26 protein-coding genes are annotated in these 15,855 nt (G+C 61.2%); 18 read left to right on the forward strand and 8 right to left on the reverse strand.

All coding sequences use genetic code 11. The features are described 5' to 3' along the window. Positions 1-10 precede the first annotated feature (10 nt). The 8 genes from BR41_RS19780 to BR41_RS19815 form a co-directional block, all read right to left on the reverse strand. A complete protein-coding gene (locus BR41_RS19780; protein ID WP_035060574.1) occupies positions 11-1,153 on the reverse strand; it encodes a DNA cytosine methyltransferase in 1,143 nt (380 codons plus the stop codon). Then, positions 1,150-1,452 (reverse strand): hypothetical protein, encoded by a 303-nt coding sequence (locus BR41_RS19785; protein ID WP_035060576.1) that lies wholly within the window; start codon positions 1,450-1,452, stop codon positions 1,150-1,152. The genes BR41_RS19780 and BR41_RS19785 overlap by 4 nt, the downstream gene beginning before the upstream one ends. 14 nt (positions 1,453-1,466) lie before the next feature. Beyond that, a complete protein-coding gene (locus BR41_RS19790) occupies positions 1,467-1,724 on the reverse strand; it encodes a hypothetical protein (RefSeq protein ID WP_035060578.1) in 258 nt (85 codons plus the stop codon). Next, the gene (locus BR41_RS19795) at positions 1,721-1,903 is read right to left on the reverse strand and encodes a hypothetical protein (protein ID WP_035060580.1); all 183 of its coding nucleotides are present in this window, start codon (positions 1,901-1,903) and stop codon (positions 1,721-1,723) included. Before BR41_RS19795 ends, BR41_RS19790 begins: the two co-directional genes overlap by 4 nt. Next, positions 1,900-2,088, reverse strand: a complete 189-nt coding sequence (locus BR41_RS19800) for a hypothetical protein (RefSeq protein WP_156970811.1) — start codon at positions 2,086-2,088, stop codon at positions 1,900-1,902. The genes BR41_RS19795 and BR41_RS19800 overlap by 4 nt, the downstream gene beginning before the upstream one ends. Then, positions 2,072-2,518 (reverse strand): hypothetical protein, encoded by a 447-nt coding sequence (locus BR41_RS19805; RefSeq protein ID WP_156970812.1) that lies wholly within the window; start codon positions 2,516-2,518, stop codon positions 2,072-2,074. The genes BR41_RS19800 and BR41_RS19805 overlap by 17 nt, the downstream gene beginning before the upstream one ends. Further along, on the reverse strand, positions 2,511-2,894 hold the full coding sequence (locus BR41_RS19810; RefSeq protein ID WP_156970813.1) for a hypothetical protein: 384 nt from the start codon (positions 2,892-2,894) through the stop codon (positions 2,511-2,513). Before BR41_RS19810 ends, BR41_RS19805 begins: the two co-directional genes overlap by 8 nt. Before the next feature lie 131 nt (positions 2,895-3,025). Next, the gene (locus BR41_RS19815; protein WP_035060589.1) at positions 3,026-3,700 is read right to left on the reverse strand and encodes an XRE family transcriptional regulator; all 675 of its coding nucleotides are present in this window, start codon (positions 3,698-3,700) and stop codon (positions 3,026-3,028) included. A 75-nt stretch (positions 3,701-3,775) separates the two neighbouring features. Between BR41_RS19815 and BR41_RS19820 the strand changes: the two genes are divergently transcribed. The 18 genes from BR41_RS19820 (at position 3,776) to BR41_RS19900 (ending at position 15,855) form a co-directional block, all read left to right on the forward strand. Next, positions 3,776-4,015, forward strand: a complete 240-nt coding sequence (locus BR41_RS19820) for a helix-turn-helix domain-containing protein (RefSeq protein ID WP_169741337.1) — start codon at positions 3,776-3,778, stop codon at positions 4,013-4,015. A gap of 129 nt (positions 4,016-4,144) precedes the next feature. Continuing rightward, entirely contained in the window at positions 4,145-4,591 is a 447-nt protein-coding gene (locus BR41_RS19825) for a phage regulatory CII family protein (protein WP_051711430.1), read from the forward strand. 3 nt (positions 4,592-4,594) lie between these two features. Then, a complete protein-coding gene (locus tag BR41_RS19830; protein WP_035060594.1) occupies positions 4,595-4,804 on the forward strand; it encodes a hypothetical protein in 210 nt (69 codons plus the stop codon). Then, positions 4,785-5,648: a hypothetical protein gene (locus tag BR41_RS19835; RefSeq protein WP_035060595.1), complete on the forward strand. Its 864-nt coding sequence runs from the start codon at positions 4,785-4,787 to the stop codon at positions 5,646-5,648. The genes BR41_RS19830 and BR41_RS19835 overlap by 20 nt, the downstream gene beginning before the upstream one ends. Continuing rightward, a complete protein-coding gene (locus tag BR41_RS19840; RefSeq protein ID WP_035060597.1) occupies positions 5,602-6,267 on the forward strand; it encodes an HK97 family phage prohead protease in 666 nt (221 codons plus the stop codon). The genes BR41_RS19835 and BR41_RS19840 overlap by 47 nt, the downstream gene beginning before the upstream one ends. 15 nt (positions 6,268-6,282) lie before the next feature. Beyond that, a complete protein-coding gene (locus BR41_RS19845; protein ID WP_035060599.1) occupies positions 6,283-7,473 on the forward strand; it encodes a phage major capsid protein in 1,191 nt (396 codons plus the stop codon). A 64-nt stretch (positions 7,474-7,537) separates the two neighbouring features. Further along, positions 7,538-7,942 (forward strand): hypothetical protein, encoded by a 405-nt coding sequence (locus tag BR41_RS19850; RefSeq protein ID WP_035060601.1) that lies wholly within the window; start codon positions 7,538-7,540, stop codon positions 7,940-7,942. Positions 7,943-8,032: 90 nt separating this feature from the next. Beyond that, positions 8,033-8,581, forward strand: coding sequence for a head-tail connector protein (locus BR41_RS19855; protein ID WP_051711432.1), 549 nt, complete (start codon positions 8,033-8,035; stop codon positions 8,579-8,581). Next, the gene (locus BR41_RS19860; RefSeq protein WP_035060603.1) at positions 8,581-8,910 is read left to right on the forward strand and encodes a phage head closure protein; all 330 of its coding nucleotides are present in this window, start codon (positions 8,581-8,583) and stop codon (positions 8,908-8,910) included. Before BR41_RS19855 ends, BR41_RS19860 begins: the two co-directional genes overlap by 1 nt. Next, complete coding sequence (locus BR41_RS19865; protein WP_035060605.1) at positions 8,907-9,362, forward strand: HK97-gp10 family putative phage morphogenesis protein; 456 nt, start codon at positions 8,907-8,909, stop codon at positions 9,360-9,362. The genes BR41_RS19860 and BR41_RS19865 overlap by 4 nt, the downstream gene beginning before the upstream one ends. Then, complete coding sequence (gp17, locus tag BR41_RS23230) at positions 9,359-9,694, forward strand: tail completion protein gp17 (RefSeq protein WP_051711434.1); 336 nt, start codon at positions 9,359-9,361, stop codon at positions 9,692-9,694. The genes BR41_RS19865 and gp17 overlap by 4 nt, the downstream gene beginning before the upstream one ends. Positions 9,695-9,779: 85 nt before the next feature. Next, positions 9,780-10,580, forward strand: coding sequence for a hypothetical protein (locus BR41_RS19875; RefSeq protein ID WP_035060607.1), 801 nt, complete (start codon positions 9,780-9,782; stop codon positions 10,578-10,580). Positions 10,581-10,652: 72 nt separating this feature from the next. Beyond that, on the forward strand, positions 10,653-11,291 hold the full coding sequence (locus tag BR41_RS19880) for a ubiquitin-activating E1 FCCH domain-containing protein (protein WP_035060609.1): 639 nt from the start codon (positions 10,653-10,655) through the stop codon (positions 11,289-11,291). 9 nt (positions 11,292-11,300) lie between these two features. Then, positions 11,301-11,699: a hypothetical protein gene (locus BR41_RS19885; RefSeq protein WP_035060611.1), complete on the forward strand. Its 399-nt coding sequence runs from the start codon at positions 11,301-11,303 to the stop codon at positions 11,697-11,699. A gap of 86 nt (positions 11,700-11,785) precedes the next feature. Further along, a complete protein-coding gene (locus BR41_RS25670) occupies positions 11,786-12,028 on the forward strand; it encodes a phage tail assembly protein T (RefSeq protein ID WP_444541693.1) in 243 nt (80 codons plus the stop codon). Further along, entirely contained in the window at positions 12,000-14,813 is a 2,814-nt protein-coding gene (locus tag BR41_RS19890) for a tape measure protein (RefSeq protein ID WP_035060613.1), read from the forward strand. Before BR41_RS25670 ends, BR41_RS19890 begins: the two co-directional genes overlap by 29 nt. Next, a complete protein-coding gene (locus BR41_RS19895; protein WP_035060615.1) occupies positions 14,810-15,157 on the forward strand; it encodes a phage tail protein in 348 nt (115 codons plus the stop codon). Before BR41_RS19890 ends, BR41_RS19895 begins: the two co-directional genes overlap by 4 nt. Next, positions 15,154-15,855 (forward strand): phage minor tail protein L, encoded by a 702-nt coding sequence (locus BR41_RS19900; RefSeq protein WP_035060616.1) that lies wholly within the window; start codon positions 15,154-15,156, stop codon positions 15,853-15,855. The genes BR41_RS19895 and BR41_RS19900 overlap by 4 nt, the downstream gene beginning before the upstream one ends.

The following is a 15,855-nucleotide window of genomic DNA, read 5'->3' on the forward strand; positions in this document are numbered from 1 at the left end:
TGCCTCCAGCTCAATACCGAGCGGCGCGGCGCATAAGCTCGACAGATGCGACTGCAGCCTGCAGCGCCACAACGCCATTTCCGATCTGGCGGAGCTGGTGATTGCGGGATTCGTCCACCAGACAGGCCATCCCATTAACCAGCATCCGAATGCCGGGTTCAGTCGCGGGCGCAAGGTGCGGGTGGTCGGCGACAAGTCCCGACCATCGGTCGTCGAGCGGACCGGGTGCGAACAAATCGAATTCACCGTCTGCACGAGCGTTTGGCCGGTCATGCGGTCCGTTTGGCGACCGCCACTGCTTGCGTCGCTCGCTGCTGGTGTTGGCCATTGCGCGATCAGGTGCTCCGCCTGCCAATCCAGCATATCCAGGCGGCTCTTCCCATCCTTCCTCGTTACTGCATTGCCGCCACCTTTCCAGCAACGTGATGTGGGGCTGGCCCACATCGATGTCGGCTGCGCCACCTTTTCTGCCGGTTGCCACAAGGCCGCATCGCGGTTCAGATTTGTTCGTTGCGTGCTGGCCAAGTCGGCGCCCGGGCGGCGGCCGTCGTGGGCTGTTGGCGTGGCCCAGGTCGCGCCATGCGAGGCAGAACCATCGCGCCCGACCGTGCGCAGCACCAACGTCGGCCGCTGCCAGAGTGATCCATTCCGCACGCCACCCGCGGTCGGCCAACTCCCCCAAGACGCGGGAGGCCGCCCTTTCGGTGAGTTCCTCGGCTTCGTCCAGAGTGGAGGCTCCGGCAGAAGCGATGCCTGCGACGTTCTCCAGAAAGAGCCACTGCGCACCGCAAGCGTCGGCGATGTCGAGCACGTTGAAGAAGAGCCCGCTGCGTACGCCATCGAGGCCAGCACGTAGGCCGGCGATGCTGAGGTCTTGGCACGGAAAGCCGGCGACGATGAAATCCACGCGTCCACGCCAGCGTCGGCCGTTGAAGGTGACAAGGTCAGACCAGACAGGCGCCGGATCGAGCGCTCCCGCTTCCATAAGCGCGACAAGTTGCGCGGCTGCAGGGGCTTCCCGCTCCACGTAGCAAACGGTGCGGTAGTCGAGGCCAAGAAATGCGAGTCCGGCACGCAGTCCTTCGCCGAGCATGCCGACGCCGGCGCAGAGTTCGATGCCGAAGAATTCGGGATGTAGAGCCAGGCCATTCACAGTGACTCCCGCAGCGTGTGGCGAGGCCGTTGCCAAACTTCGTCATTTGCCGCGCGGTCTTTGCGGCGATCTTCGAGTTCGTGGCGTGCTTGCCGGCGACGTGCAAGGCGCGGGGCATTGGCGATCATCAGGGCCATGTCTTGCGCCCGTAGGTCGCGCTCGCGGGTGACATCGAGCACGGCGGCCGACGGGAACAGCGGCATCGTGATGCGGGCTACTTGGCCGTTGATGCCGGTTTGGCCAGATTGCGGCCGTAGGGAGTCAAAAGACTGCCCGGAATGGGTCAGCATCAAGCTCATGATTTTCTCGGTAGTTAGACGGTGACGTGCCAGCAGGCGAACTGCCAGGCTTTGGGTCGGTGTGCGGTGTTGAATTGGCCGAGTCGGCGGCGCTCGCCGGTTTCGGTTTGCCATGCGTAGTTGGTGATGTTCGGGCGTGGCTCGCTGGTGTAGGCGTGCACCGTGCCATCCCGATCAACCGCAACGCAGGTCACGACTTCGTCTTGCAGCTTTGCCGGGAAATAGAACGGCTGGCGGTTGATGCGAATGCAGTGCGGTACGAACGGGGTCATTTCGCGCACCAGCGTTCGAGCCAGCCTTCCACGGCGATATACAGGCCAAGGGCGAGCGCATCGCCGAAACCCGAAACAACCAGCCGGGTGGGTTCCGGTAGGGCAAGCGCAGTGGTGCCGACTGCAATCGCGAGCACGATGCACAGTAGGGCGACGAGGGCTTTCAGGGCTTCGATCATGCCGCCCGCCTTTCGGCAGATTCGCCGGGGCCGGACGATTCAACAATCCGGCGTGCCTGATAGCGAACCCCGCGACGATCCATGCTGTGGATCGTGTAGCCGCGCTCAAGAAAGGGGCGCACCAGATCCTCGAACAAGCCTTCGCCAACGCTGATCACATCCACGATTTCAATGCGCTTGTTCATCGTCATACCCCGCTGCAAGCGCAACTGTTGATCGAACGTGAACCGAGAAATACACCTTGGGTTCTCGCGCTGTTGCGCTGTACAGGCCAGCGTGTTGATTGCCGCATTTGTGGAACATGAGCCCGTGCGCGGCCAGGGTGGTTTCGATCTGGGAGACGTCTTCTTGCGCGTTCAGAGCGACATGCAGTTGCACTTGGCCGACGTATTCGCAGACGCGTGCTGTGGCCTCCCAGCCTTTCGCCGCGATCTCGTCGGCAATGTGCTCGACCACATCGAGCAAGGGCCGTTGTGCTTCGATTTCATCGATCAGTGCGGCGAAGCGTTGCGCTGCTTGCACAGCCGCCGCCGCGATCTTGTCGCGCTTGGGCGTGGTGAGGGAAAGACCAGCCGGGCGGCTGGTTCCCATTCCTTGGTGTGCCGGCTTAGACATGGGCCGGCTCTTCGAGGTAGTTGGTGTAGATCAGGAAGGCGATGGCATCACGGCCGACCAGGTAGAAGGACGGCAGGATGCGACCTTCGTACTCCATCGCGTCGGTGAATTTGAAATCCCAGCCTTGGGCGCCGAGTGTCAGGCACGCATCGGTGAACTGCTTTTCTGTGCCGCCTGCGTGAATCTTGCAGCAGCAATGCGATGGGTAGGTATCAACTGCCAACCGGGCGATCAAGCCCATCTCCTGTAGGCGGGCGGCAAAATGCTCGGCCGCAACGATTTCGGCTTTGCTGGCGTCTATCGCTGCTAGCGTGTCTTCGTATTCCTTCTTTGCATCCAGCTTCGCCAGTTCGAAGCCACTTCTCTTGCTGACCATCATCTGCTCCGCTTCATCAAACAATGCAGCAACTATACGAAAACGGATTGAATTAAGTCAATGCGTATTTGCATAATAAAGTGGAGGGACGAAAAAAAGCCCGCCGAAGCGGGCCATTGATCAGTTATGGCTCAGAACATGCTGCCGCCTCTCCAGACAACGCGCCCAATGATTTCCAGCTCAATGCCAGGTGGGACAGTGATGGTGGGGTATCGAGACTTGTCGGGGTTGTCGCTGTGTAACGCGACCGTTCCAAACTGACGTTGCAGGCGCTTGATAACGGTTTCGCCATCTTTGATGAGCGCATAAATCTGCCCATCAACAGGCTTCGCGCGGCGCGTATCTAGAAGGACGACATCTCCATCGTTGATGTTGCTACTCATGCTGTCGCCGTGCGCGTAAATGACACATGCTTGCCCTTCATCGACGCCCAGGCGTTGCAGCCAAGTGCGTTTGAAGGCCAAGCCCCCTGTCACTTCTACATGATCGTTTAGGTAACCATCCCCGCAAGCTCCACGGGTGCTGTACTGGGGGATTAGCGCGTATTCGGCGGATGTGGGAGTGCGCGGACCGATTCCGGGGTCGCTTGTGCTATCGCTGTTTTCGGATGGGCCGGCGAGTAATTCGTTCATCGTGATGCCCAACGCAATTGCCAGTTTTACAAGCGTCGCGCTTCTTGGTGATCCCGTTTCCCCGCTCAACATCCGTTGAATGGTTGGCTGGGGTACGCCGGCCTTTGTTCCAAGGGCATTTTGGGATAGCTGTCGGCGCTGCATCCATGCAGCCAAACTGTCTTTGAGTTCCATAGCGCAATTATGCGTAAGCGTATCGCCTTGAGATAATACGATTTCTGATTGATTGTTATGCGAATGCACATTAGCATGCGCGGCATGGACACTCTTTCAGTTAGGCAAAAGCTGGTGCTGCTCATTCAGGCGGGGTTAAGCGAAACCGTTATCGCCGCTAAGACCCGCATTCCCCAGCCAACGATCAACCGCATCAAGAACGGCCAAGAACCGCGTGAGCGCTACGTTCGCGCTATCGACACCTTCTTTTCTGCGAATGACCCCCGTGCTGGTTTGCCTAGCGACGGGGATTCAGCTTCCTCGTCCGCCACCTGATCGGCCCGGTGGCGGTTTTTCTCCGGGTGCTGCTTGCCCGGCTTTTTTATGCCTGCTGTCTCTCGGCTGTTCGCATAGTAGGTGCGGGCGAGTCGGGGTGCAGCGTTTGATTTGGTCGAGGACATACGTATGGCGATGCCACTTCTGGACGCAATCTATAAAACGGCGCACGAGCATTCTGGCGGTGTGGAGGCCTTGGCGGCACGCATGGGGGTGAATGCCCAGGTGCTCCGCAACAAGGTGAATCCGAACGCCGCCAGCCATCACCTGACCGCCCGCGAGGCGGACTTGATGATGGCCCTGACCGGTGACTTCGGCGTGCTCCACGCGCTGGCCGCGAACCACGGCTTCGTCTGCGTCAAGGCGCCGGACGACGTCAGCGCGGGCGATCTGGCGGTGTTGGACATCATCACGTTGATCTGGGCGCGTACCGGTGACGTAGGGCGTGCGGTCTACGAAACGCTCGCCGATGGCCGTGTCGAAAAGCACGAACTGAGCAATGTGCGGCAGCTGGCGTACACGCTGCAGCAAGGGCTGATCGAAATGCTTGGTCGGCTCGAAAGCATGGCGGACTGACACATGGCCGAGCGTGCATACAAAGACCCGGTATTCGACGAGGTGGCGCGGCGCGAAGAGGCCGAGCGGCGTAGGGCCGAGCGCATGGCCAAACAGGCGGCGAACGATGCCGAGCGGCGCAGCAGTCCCGATTACCGGCTGCGACGGCGGCGGCGCATTTTGGGGCTGGTGGCGATTGCAAAGCGGGGTAGCGATGATCGTTCTGGACGATGACGAAATGACCGCCGTGTTCCAGGGCGGCCCGCTGGCGATTGCGGTGTACCTGCTGCTGCGCCGCTGGATGGATTACGCGACCGGCACGGTAGGTGTTGAGCGCTCGGTGGCGGTGGCGAAGCTGTGCGACCACCTCGGTCACGACATCCCGCGTGGGAAGGGTTTCGAGCACAAGAAACCATCGGTGCAGAACGTGCGCACGGCCCTGGAATGGCTGAAGAAAAACAACGTGATCCAGCAGGTGGCCAGTGGGGAGCGCGTCGTTTTTTTCCTGCGTTTGGCGATGACACGTTCAGTGCGTCCAAAACAAACCCAACACGAACTCAACAAGAACCTAACAAGCCCTTCCCAACAAGCACAAAGCAAGGCGTGGCAAGGGTTTGGCGGGGATTCCCCACAAGCGGATTCATTTGTTGGCAATACCCATTCCCAACAAGCATCAACGTATCAAGAAACATCTGCACTCTCTGGCGCGCACATGCGCGAGAGCGTCATCCCCGAAGATTTCAGTCCCAGCGACTTGAACCAGCATGAAGCCAAACGACTGGGGCTGGATGGTGAGCTGGAAGCCTCGGCGTTCGTCGCCTTTTACCAATCCAACGGCGTGACCCGTGCCAATTGGCAAGCAGCGTTCAAGAAGTGGCTGCTGGATGCGCACCGCTACCGCACGATGCACGAAACCGGCGTGATGAACGCCAATGAAATCCGCGCCCTGGAAGAGCAAGACGCCTATGAGGGCGGCGATGCGTTCTGGGCGCCCCTCAACTTTGGAACTGTCGGCAAGGATGGGCAAATCAATGGACCGGCTGCACTGCACTCTGGAACTCAAAACAGCCAGCAATGACGGCGGCGCGATGACGTTTGCCGGTTACGGCAGCGTCTTCGGCAATGTCGATCTCGGCGGCGATGTGGTCGTGCCGGGCGCGTTCGCCAAGGCGATCGAGTCTGCCACCGACAACGGCATCTGGCCGTCGATGCTGATGCAACACGGCTTCGATGCTGGCGGCGATACGCCTGTCGGCATCTACACCGCCATGAAGGAAGACGCGGTCGGCTTGTGGCTGGAAGGCAAGCTCGCGCCCACCCCGCGCGGGCAGGAAGCCTACCAGCTGATGAAGATGGAACCCCGGCCCGCGATCAGCGGGCTTTCTATTGGCTACCTCCCCAAAAGCTGGGAGCACCAGGACAAGGACGGCAAGCGGATACGGCTGTTGAAGTCGGTGGATTTGCTCGAAGTGTCGCTGGTGACCTTCCCGATGAACACGCAGGCCCGCGTCACCCACGTCAAATCCGACCTCACCATTCGCGCCGCCGAACGCGCCCTGCGGGATGCAGGGTTTTCGGCGAAGGAAGCCAAGTCGATCCTGGCGCATGGCTTCCACACCCTCCCTCCGCGAGATGCCGAGGAGACGGGCGAACTTCTCGCGCAGCTCAAGCGCAACATCCATACCCTCACACACTGACCCCCGGAGCATGCAATGGACCTGAGCGAAATCAAAACCCTGATCGAAGGCCAAGGCCAGGCCTTCGAAGAATTCAAAAAAACCAATGACCAGCGCATTGCCGCGCTGGCCAAGGGCGACGCCGTGGCCGAGCTGGAAGCCAAGCTCGCCAAGATCAACGACGCCCTCACCACCAACCAAAAAACCATCGAAGAAGTGGCCAAGAAAGCCAACCGCCCGGCCACCGGCAGCGATACCGATCCGCTCGCCGCCGAACACAAGAATGCGTTCATCAGCTGGGCACGCACCGGCGAGCAGGAAGCCGAACTCAAGGGCATTCAGCGCAAGGCATTCCAGTCCGGCATCGATGCGCAGGGCGGCTTCTTCCTGCCGACCGAAGTCGAAGCCGGCATCGACCGGCTGGTGCGCAAATCCGGCTCCATCGCCGCGCTGGCGACCACGGTCACCGGCTCCGCACCCGAATACAAACGCTTCGTGAAGGTCGGCGGCTCCAAAGCCCGCTGGGTGGGTGAAACCGACAAGCGCCAGAAAACCGGCAACGGCAGCTACGAAGAACTGGCGTTCGCACCGGGCAAGATGATGGCCGAGCCGATGATCTTCCGCGACGTGCTCGACGACGCCAGCATCGACCTGGCCGCCGAGCTGCAGCTCGAAATCGTCGAAGCCTTCGAAGATGCCGAAAGCGAATCCTTCATCACCGGCGACGGCATCAAGAAACCCAAGGGCATCCTGTCCTACGACATGGTGGACAACAAAAACGTCGCCTGGGGCAAGCTCGGCTACATCACCAACGGCGGCGCGGCACTGAGCAACCCCGACAAGTTCATCGACGTGATCCATGCGCTGCCGCGTGCCTTCCGCAACAGCGCGAACTGGCTGATGAACGACCTGACCACCGCCGAAGTGCGCAAGCTCAAGGATGCCGAAGGGAATTACCTGTGGGTGCCAGGCTTGCAAGCCGGCGCCACCGGCACGCTGCTCGGCTACGGCATCACCAACGACGATTACATGCCGGACATTGCCGCCAATGCCTTCCCGATTGCCTTCGGTGACTTCGGCCGAAGCTATCTGATCTACCGCCGCAAGGGCATCGCCGTCATGCGCGAGTACGACAGCGACTACGACGCCTACACCTTCCCGACCACGGCCCGTGTCGGTGGCGGCATCCGCAACTTCCAGGCGCTCAAGTTCCTGAAAATGGGCTGATCCGCCCCGCTTTCCCAACACCCAGACGCCCCGCCTGCCGGGGCGTCGTCACGTGGAGATTCCCATGCGGGACACCCTCAGTAAACTGCGTTTCATTCCGGCGCTGGCACTGGCCAACAGCGTGGCCGACAACACCCCCGTCACTAGCCTCTGGATCGACCGGCAAGGCTTCGAATCGGTCGGTTTCGTGATCCAGACCGGCACGCTGGTCGATGCCGATGCGACCTTCACGGTGCAGATCCAGCACGCCGATCTGGCCGACCAATCCGATGCTGGCCTGGCCGGCGAATTCGACACGGTGGGCTCGGCCAGCTTCAAGTTCGACGACGACAACACCACCAAGAAGATCGGCTACATCGGCAACAAGCGCTATGCGCGCTTCATCGTCACACCGGCCAACAACACAGGGGCAGCGCCGTTCACCGCCCTGGCAGTACTCAGCTACGCCGCGCGCCGGCCGGTCGCATAACCAACCAAACCCAACCCTACAGCCCGCTCGGCGGGCTGTTTCCCCGATGCCGTTGCCGCAGCGGTATCCGGCAAACACAGGAATTCCCTCATGCTCGAATGCGTGACCCCGCCCAATGAGGCGCTGCTGACGCTGGCCGAAGCGCGCCTGCAATGCCGGATCGATGACGACGACACTGTGCAAGACAGCCTGCTGCAGATCCTGATCGCTGCTGCCCTGACGCAAGCCGAAGCGATCACCGACCGGCCGTTGTTACCGCAGACGTGGCGCCACAGCGCCGAGGTCTTCCCGGCCGGCGACATTCGCCTCAAGCCCGACGTGACAGCGGTCGCCAGCGTGCGTTACACCGACGCGGCCGGCATCACGCAAACCCTGCCGAGCACCGCCTACCGAATCGTCGAACGCCGTTTCCTGCGCCCCGCCAACAGCTGGCCGGACGGAACGCAACCCACCGTCGAATTCGACTGCGGCTGCTTCACCGCCGCCACCTTGTCGCCGGCCCTGAAAGCCTGGGCGCAGGTGTTCGTCGCCACGCTATTCGCCAACCGCGAAGCGATCAACCCCGGCGTGCTGACCGAACTGCCACGCACCTACGTCGATGGCTTGCTGGATTACCTGCGTCTGGGCGAGGTGGGCTGATGCGGGCTGGCAAGCTGAACAAGCGCATCACCCTGCAGCGGCGCAGTGCCGGCAAAGACGAATACGGCGCACCGCTCAACCGCTGGGAATCCCTTCCCCCCATCTGGGCCGATATCCGCTTCACCAGCGGCAAAGAAGCCATTACGGCCGGCGCAGAAGCCAGCACGGCCGCCGCCAGTATCCGCATCCGCTATCGCACCGGTATCACCGCCGCCATGCGGGTGGTACACGGCACGATGATCCTCAACATCAAGGCCGTGCTGCCCGATCTGGCGCGCAAGGAATACATCGACTTGGTGTGCGAAACCGACCCGAAGGCCACCTTATGAGCAAGATCCACGGCCTCGCCGAACTGACTGCCAAGCTCAACAGCTTGAGCGACAAAGCCGGCAAAAAAGCCGTCCAGAAAGCGCTCGGCGCAGGCGCCAAACCCATCGTGAAGGAAATCCGCCGCCGCGTACCCAAAGACACCGGTTTCCTGAGAAAGCAGATCAACGCCCGCAAATCGCGCAGCAAGCTGCTGGTGCAGATCGGCGTGCGCCTGGCGCTGAAACCCGTGCGCGGCGACAAAGGCGCATACCGCATCCACCAGCGCGCCAAGATCAGCCCGGCTGGCCGGCTGCAGAACGCCAATGCCTTCTATTGGTATTACCTGGAATTTGGCACCAGCAAGATGGCGGCGCAGCCGTTCATGCAGCCCGGTTTCGATGCCAAGAAAGACGATGCGCTCGACGCCATTGTCGACAGCCTGCGCCGTGACGTGAATGAGGCTATCCGATGAATCGGCTGACGGAATTGGTGACGATGCTGCAGGCGGTGGTCGGGGAGCATGTTTACCCGGAGGTCGCGCCGGAAGGGACGCCCACGCCGTATGCGACGTGGCAGGTGATTTCAGAAATTCCCGAGAATCGGCTAGCGGGTGGGGCGAGTGCGTGGACGTTTCGGATTCAGGTCAATATCTGGGCGGGTGAATATGCCCAGGCGCGTAGTTTGATAGATGAATTCATAGGGGCACTACCACCAGCCTGGATGATTGAGTTCCGTAGTGCGTCGCCGGCTGGAGACGCTACATTGTATGGACAGCTGGTGGCAGTAGCTGCCTTGGATATTTAAAAAAATCATGTCAAAGATGCGCTCTTAATCGTGTGCTGCTAGCTCTTCTACTAATATGCCGGAGTGATGTATTGGAGGTGCGACTATGTTTGTATTCGAATTAACTATCCCCGGTACGTGGCTAGATTCTGAAGATCAGGACTGGAAGCATAAGATTGAGAATCTGATAAGGCATCTGGAATCTCAGTTCATTGAAGCTAACGTAGCCCTCAATCTGTTTAATCAAGCACAAACTGATATTCAAGATTCGATTCCCTTGCATCTAGTCGCTGAAAGTTGGCAGCGCGATCAAGATCGCCGCGCGGAAATTCGGCGTGATGTTGAGCGCGAGATGGAAGGCCCGGTGCTAGCTGAGAATTGGCACAAAATCTCCTTTGAAACAGAAATAAGATTCAAGCGTGAGCAATGGATGAATGGCCAAGTGCCTCGGCGCTTCACGCATGTAGAGCCCTTCATTTTTGCGCGAGCGTTTCTCTATGCGCTTGATGCATTCGACAAATTCCTTGGTGTTTTAGCGAAGGAAAATGGAGTGCCAGCTGAAATTGCCACATTTCATCAGCAGGTGTCCGACGCATTTCCTGATCTACGCGGTGTACGGAATAGCGCCCAGCATCTTGAAGATCGTGCGCGCGGACTGGGCGCGGGGAGAAACCCCAAGCCGATGGAGCTTCAACCTATACAGAACGCTGCAATTTACGCTCCTCAAGGCGGTGTGCTGGCGCTTAACAACCTTAATGGGTCGCGCTATGGGTCGACGACTGCAGATGGTCATTATGGAGAAGTTGATGTTTCTCCTGAGTCGCTAGCCCATTTGCAGCGTATTTTTGAGGGAGCGTTGAATAGTTTCAAATGGTGTGGCCCACAAAGGCACATACCGGATGTGTGAATTAAATATCTAACAACTTCATGTATTTATTCAAACCCGCAATCGCGGGTTTTTTATTTATAGGAGCAATCAATGGCTTCCAAAGCAGTCAGCGCCCAGGGCGCCAAAATCAAGGTTTCCACCGGCAGCGGTGGTCCCAAGCCGATCACCGGGATCAGCAAGGGCAATCCGTGCGTGATCACCTCGAACGGCCACGGCTTCAAGCCGGGTAACGTGGTGGCGCTGGCCGCTATCGTCGGCATGGTCGAGTTGAACGGTAAAACCCCGGCCGTGCAGTACGTGACGGCGAATACCTACTCGCTGGCCGGGGTGGATTCGTCCGGTTTCGGCGACTACACCAACGGCGGCGCAGCAACGCCGGTGGCGTTTTCGGAGGTGGGCGAAGTGACTGACTTCGACGGGTTCGACGGGCAAGCCTCCGAAGAAGACGTGTCGACGCTGGCCAGCGAAGCGGTCGAGAAGCGGCTCGGCCTGGTTGATTACGGTGGTTTGTCGCTCAGCCTCAAGTTCGTCAAATCCGACGTCGGCCAGGCCGCATTGCGGTCTGCGCAAGTCACACGCGAGGTGCTCGATTTCATGATCGAGCTGAGTAATGGCGATGTCGCATCGTTCTCCGCGCTAGTGAAGCAGTTCTCCATCGGTGGCGCGGTGAACAAGGTGCTGACCGGCAAGGTCCAGCTCACCATCAGCGGCCCGGTTGTCTGGGCTTAAGGAGTGGATATGTCCAAGCTCAACCGCGAAAGCATTCTCGCCGCCCAGGATTGCGTCACCGAAACCGTACCGGTGCCGGAGTGGGGCGGTGACATCACCGTCACCGAAATGACCGGTGAGCAGTCCAGCCGCTTCTGGGATGAAGCCTTCACCAACGAAGGCGGCAAGCTGATCCGTAAAGGCACGTCGGCCGAATTCGCCGCCGCGCTGATCGTCGCCACCACGCAGGATGACGACGGCCTGCCGTTGTTCCTGCCCAGCGATATCCCGGCCCTGGTGCGCAAGTCCGACCGCGCGCTGAATCGCGTTTCCGATGTCGCCCTGCGGCTGAACAAGATGGGCCGTTACGCGAACGACACCGTAAAAAACTCCGCCGCGCCAGCGCCAGACGGTTCGCTTACCGCCTAGCGCTGGCGCTCGGTCGCCACGATGTCGATGGGCTGCTCGGCGAGCTGACCGCCAGCCAGTTCGCCGAGTGGCAAGCCTATTTCGCCATCGAACCGTGGGACGAAGAACGCGCCGATCTGCGCGCGGGCATCGTCGCCAGCACCCTCGCCAACTGCCACCGCGCGGAAGGCATCGACCCCTTCACCCCGCTCGACTTCATGCCGCTGGCCGAGCGCGATCAGCCCGAATCTGAAGCCATTGACCCGAATCAAGCGATCCGGGCGCTGATCGATCAAGCCGCCCTTAAAGGAATCCAACCCAATGGCCAGTCTGGCGAAACTCACGGTTGATCTCGAAGCCAATATCGCCCGCTTCGAACAAGGGCTGAACCGGGCCGAATCGCTGGCCCGCAAGCAGTCCGAAGCCATCACCCAGCAGCTCGGCAAAGTGGAAAGCACTGCCAGCCTGGCCGGCAAAGGGCTGATCGCGCTGGGCTCCATCCAGCTGGCTGATCACGTGGTCGATTGGGCGGCTGGCTCGGTGCATGCCTTGATCGATGTACAGCGCCAGTTCGAGCGCACCGACTCGGCCCTGCGCTTTGCCAACGGTGGTGATCTGAAGGGTGTGGCCACCGACCTAGCGTGGGTGCGCGAGCTGTCCAAAGAGCTGGGGCTGGAAGTCAGCAGCACCGCCCAAGCCTTTGCGCTGTTCTCCGGCGCCACCCGCGAGACGGTGCTGGAAGGGCAGAACACCAAGGACGTGTTCCGGGCGATCAGCACCGCATCGACCGCAATGGGCCTGAGTCTGGATGACACCAAGGGCGCGCTGCTGGCACTGACGCAGATGGTGGCCAAGGGGACGGTGCAGGCCGAGGAATTCCGCGGCCAGTTGGCGGAACGCTTGCCGATTGCCACCAAGGCGGCAGCCGATGCGCTGGGTGTCACCACCGCCGAATTCACCCGCATGCTGAACAACGGCCAGGTGATCGCTTCCGACTTCCTGCCCAAGTTCGCCGCCGCCCTGCAGCGTGCCACGCAGGACACGGCGCAATACGGCAATCAGACCACCAAGGCGGTCAACGAAGTCAGCAGCGCCTGGACCGCAGCAAAAACCGAGATTGCCCAGACCGGCGCCAGCGACTTCATCAACGGCCAACTGCGCATCCTGTCGGATGGCTTCGAGGATGTCGCGCGCTCGATCCACAAGGCACGCGACGAGGGCGGCGGCTTCTGGTCGCAGATGGCCGCTGGGGCGGGTGGCGCATTGCGCTTCCTCAACCCGAGCAATGCCTTCAGCTACCAGGCGCAAGATCCGCAGGCGCAATACAAGGCGCTGTCCGAGCGGCGGGCCGCACTGAGTCAGACGGCGGGCGCGGATGGCACCGGCAACACGCAGGAGATGATCCGCCAGATCGATCAGCAACTGGCCAAACTGAAATCCTCGACGCCGGCCCTACGCTCCTTCGAGCCGACCACGCTTGGCGCCACGCAGTATGCCGAGCAGCAGCAACAGCACGCCCGCATCCTCAAGCAAGCCCGCGAGCGCGCCACCGACTACCTCAAGACCAGCAAGTATCAGACCCAAGCCGAAAAAGACGCGGCGGCACTGGATGCGCTGGACAAGGAATTCAAGGGCGCGACGGCCGAGCTGAAGCCGGGCGATGCCGCCTATGACAAGGCGAGCCAGACCTACCAGACGCGCCGGGCGGAACTGCTCAAGACCCAAGCCAAGCACGACGCCCCGAAGAACGATCCGCTGCAGAACGCCTATTTGTCGCAAACGCTGCAGCTGTCGAAGGACATCGCCACCAGCCGCACCCATGTCGCCAATCTGGAAAAGGGCATCGCCGAGAGCGACGGCCGCCACACTGCTGCGCTGGAAGAATGGCTCAAGTACGACCGGGAAGGGCAGAAGCTTGGTGACACCAAAAAGGCCACCTTGGCGGCACTGGCCCGCGATGCCGATGCAATGGCGCGCAAGGAACGTGAAGCCGTGCAGTACTACGGCTTCATGCACGATTCGGCGCAGGCGCTGGGCAAGGTGCTGCGCGAGAACGCCAGTATCGCCCTGCATGGTCAGGCCAATCCGTACACCAGCGCGCAGGATCTGGAAGACCAGTTCGCACCGGGCGGCAAATATGCCGATGTGCAAGACCCCGCGCGTCAAACGGCGATGCGGGCGGCAGCGGCGGCAATGGATCAGGCCGCCATGCAGCGCACCGTCGCCCAGGCTGGCTACGACGATGGCAAGGCGCTGGAATCAGTCCGGCGCCAGATCGATCTGATCGGCCAATCCGCGCGCGAGCAGGAACGGCTGAATGCGCAGTACCAGATTCAGGACGAATACGAGAAACGCGCGGTCGGCCTATCGGGTGAGCAGCTGCAAGCCCTGCAGGCGCAGACCGAGGAATACCAGACGCGGCTGCTGGATGCCATCGAGGCCCGCAACCAGAAGGAACGCGACTGGCAGACCGGCGCACAAGACGGCTTGCAGACCTACCTGGACAACGCCAGCAACATGGCGTCGCAAACCCGGTCGCTGGTTACGGATGGCATGCAGGGCTTCGAGAACGCGTTTACCAACGCTGCCGAGAGCGGCAAGTTGTCCTTCCATGATCTGACCCGCTCGATCCTGCTCGATCTGGCCAAGATCGCCGAACGCCGCGCCATCGTCGGCCTGATGAATTACGCCATCGGCGCATTTACCGGGGACTCGGGCGCAGTCGGCACCGGTGGGATTTCCGAAAGCTACAGCAACGACATGACCCGGTCAGTGATTCCGGGCCGCGCCTACGGTGGGCCGACCGAGGCGAACGGCCTCTATCAAGTGGTGGAAAAAGGCGAACCGGAAATGCTGCGCGTCGGTCGCGAGAGCTACTTGATGATGGGCTCACGCGGCGGTCAGGTCACCCCGTTGCGCAGTGGCGATGTGGGCGGGAGTGGTGGCGGTTCGCCCGTCATCAACCTGAATACGCAGATCGTGCTGTCGGATAGCGGCGCGCAAAGCAGCACCAGCGGCGACCAGAACGCCGCCCCGCGCCAACTGGCGGAGATGGTCAATCAGCAGATCACGCAGCAGCTGCAGCGGGAAAGCCGCCAAGGCGGTCTGCTCTGGAAAATGCGAGTGGGCGCATGACGACCGAACCAATCGAAACCTTCACCTGGTCGCCGCGCCTCGGGCCGAGCGGGCAAATCAAGCTGCGCGTGAAATCGGCCCGCTTCGGCGATGGCTACCAACAGGACGTCGGCGACGGCCTGAACAACATCGAGCAGTCCTGGCCGCTGGCGTTTACCGGTGATGAATCCTATGTCCGGCCGATCAAGGCGTTTCTCGAACGGCATCAAGGCTACAAGGCATTCAACTGGACGCCGCCGCTCGGCACGCCCGGCCGCTACAAGGTCGTTGAATTCAACCTCACCCCAGGCAGCGGCGGGCTGTACACCGTCACCGCCACTTTGACCCAGAGCTTTGCACCATGACCATCACTGCCGACATGCAACTGCTGCAGCCGGGCGCCGAAGTGTTCCTGTACCAACTGGATGCAACCGCCATCGGCGGCGATCTGCTGCGCTTCCACGGCCACCTGCAGGCCGGGCCGATCTGGTGGCAAGGCCAGCAGTACGACCCGTGGCCGATCGAGGCGGAAGGGTTCGCCCGCACCAGCGAAGGCAAGCAACCCGCACCGACGCTGTCGGTCGGCAACGTCTCCGGCACGATTTCGGCGATGGTCATCTATCTGGATGACCTGGTCGGCGCCAGGCTCATCCGGCATCGCACGCTGACCAAGTTTCTGGATGCGGCCAACTTCCCCGACGGCAACCCGACTGCCAACCCGAACGAAGAATTCCCGCCTGAGCTGTGGTTCATTGACCAGAAAACCGCCGAGACCTCGGCAGTGGTTACCTTCGAGCTGGCCAGCGCGGTGGATTTCAACGGCCAGCAGATTCCGGCTCGCCCCATCATTGCCAACGTGTGCTGGTGGCTGAGTCGCGGCGGTTATCGCGGCCCGTACTGCGGTTACACCGGCACCGCCTATTTCGACCGGGACGACCAGCCAGTGGTCGACCCGTCGCGGGATCGGTGTGGCGGCCGGCTGACCTCGTGCAAGTGCCGCCACGGCGAGCACGCCGAACTACCGTTCGGCTCGTTCCCTGCGGCTGATTTAATTCGGAGTTGA

Source organism: Andreprevotia chitinilytica DSM 18519 (assembly GCF_000711875.1).
Classification (GTDB): Bacteria; Pseudomonadota; Gammaproteobacteria; order Burkholderiales; family Chitinibacteraceae; genus Andreprevotia; species Andreprevotia chitinilytica.

What these genes read in the sequence shown, in the direction of transcription:
- BR41_RS19845 (WP_035060599.1), top strand. Translation starts at nt 6,283, where the DNA reads ATGGACCTGAGCGAAATCAAAACCCTGATCGAAGGCCAAGGCCAGGCC.
- BR41_RS19835 (WP_035060595.1), top strand. Translation starts at nt 4,785, where the DNA reads ATGATCGTTCTGGACGATGACGAAATGACCGCCGTGTTCCAGGGCGGC.
- BR41_RS19890 (WP_035060613.1), top strand. Translation starts at nt 12,000, where the DNA reads ATGGCCAGTCTGGCGAAACTCACGGTTGATCTCGAAGCCAATATCGCC.
- BR41_RS19795 (WP_035060580.1), bottom strand. Translation starts at nt 1,903, where the DNA reads ATGATCGAAGCCCTGAAAGCCCTCGTCGCCCTACTGTGCATCGTGCTC.
- gp17 (WP_051711434.1), top strand. Translation starts at nt 9,359, where the DNA reads ATGAATCGGCTGACGGAATTGGTGACGATGCTGCAGGCGGTGGTCGGG.
- BR41_RS19800 (WP_156970811.1), bottom strand. Translation starts at nt 2,088, where the DNA reads ATGAACAAGCGCATTGAAATCGTGGATGTGATCAGCGTTGGCGAAGGC.
- BR41_RS19880 (WP_035060609.1), top strand. Translation starts at nt 10,653, where the DNA reads ATGGCTTCCAAAGCAGTCAGCGCCCAGGGCGCCAAAATCAAGGTTTCC.
- BR41_RS19820 (WP_169741337.1), top strand. Translation starts at nt 3,776, where the DNA reads ATGCGCGGCATGGACACTCTTTCAGTTAGGCAAAAGCTGGTGCTGCTC.
- BR41_RS19830 (WP_035060594.1), top strand. Translation starts at nt 4,595, where the DNA reads ATGGCCGAGCGTGCATACAAAGACCCGGTATTCGACGAGGTGGCGCGG.
- BR41_RS19885 (WP_035060611.1), top strand. Translation starts at nt 11,301, where the DNA reads ATGTCCAAGCTCAACCGCGAAAGCATTCTCGCCGCCCAGGATTGCGTC.
- BR41_RS19840 (WP_035060597.1), top strand. Translation starts at nt 5,602, where the DNA reads ATGGACCGGCTGCACTGCACTCTGGAACTCAAAACAGCCAGCAATGAC.
- BR41_RS19855 (WP_051711432.1), top strand. Translation starts at nt 8,033, where the DNA reads ATGCTCGAATGCGTGACCCCGCCCAATGAGGCGCTGCTGACGCTGGCC.
- BR41_RS19790 (WP_035060578.1), bottom strand. Translation starts at nt 1,724, where the DNA reads ATGACCCCGTTCGTACCGCACTGCATTCGCATCAACCGCCAGCCGTTC.
- BR41_RS19785 (WP_035060576.1), bottom strand. Translation starts at nt 1,452, where the DNA reads ATGAGCTTGATGCTGACCCATTCCGGGCAGTCTTTTGACTCCCTACGG.
- BR41_RS19865 (WP_035060605.1), top strand. Translation starts at nt 8,907, where the DNA reads ATGAGCAAGATCCACGGCCTCGCCGAACTGACTGCCAAGCTCAACAGC.
- BR41_RS19850 (WP_035060601.1), top strand. Translation starts at nt 7,538, where the DNA reads ATGCGGGACACCCTCAGTAAACTGCGTTTCATTCCGGCGCTGGCACTG.
- BR41_RS19860 (WP_035060603.1), top strand. Translation starts at nt 8,581, where the DNA reads ATGCGGGCTGGCAAGCTGAACAAGCGCATCACCCTGCAGCGGCGCAGT.
- BR41_RS19815 (WP_035060589.1), bottom strand. Translation starts at nt 3,700, where the DNA reads ATGGAACTCAAAGACAGTTTGGCTGCATGGATGCAGCGCCGACAGCTA.
- BR41_RS19900 (WP_035060616.1), top strand. Translation starts at nt 15,154, where the DNA reads ATGACCATCACTGCCGACATGCAACTGCTGCAGCCGGGCGCCGAAGTG.
- BR41_RS19805 (WP_156970812.1), bottom strand. Translation starts at nt 2,518, where the DNA reads ATGTCTAAGCCGGCACACCAAGGAATGGGAACCAGCCGCCCGGCTGGT.
- BR41_RS19810 (WP_156970813.1), bottom strand. Translation starts at nt 2,894, where the DNA reads ATGGTCAGCAAGAGAAGTGGCTTCGAACTGGCGAAGCTGGATGCAAAG.
- BR41_RS19895 (WP_035060615.1), top strand. Translation starts at nt 14,810, where the DNA reads ATGACGACCGAACCAATCGAAACCTTCACCTGGTCGCCGCGCCTCGGG.
- BR41_RS19825 (WP_051711430.1), top strand. Translation starts at nt 4,145, where the DNA reads ATGGCGATGCCACTTCTGGACGCAATCTATAAAACGGCGCACGAGCAT.
- BR41_RS19875 (WP_035060607.1), top strand. Translation starts at nt 9,780, where the DNA reads ATGTTTGTATTCGAATTAACTATCCCCGGTACGTGGCTAGATTCTGAA.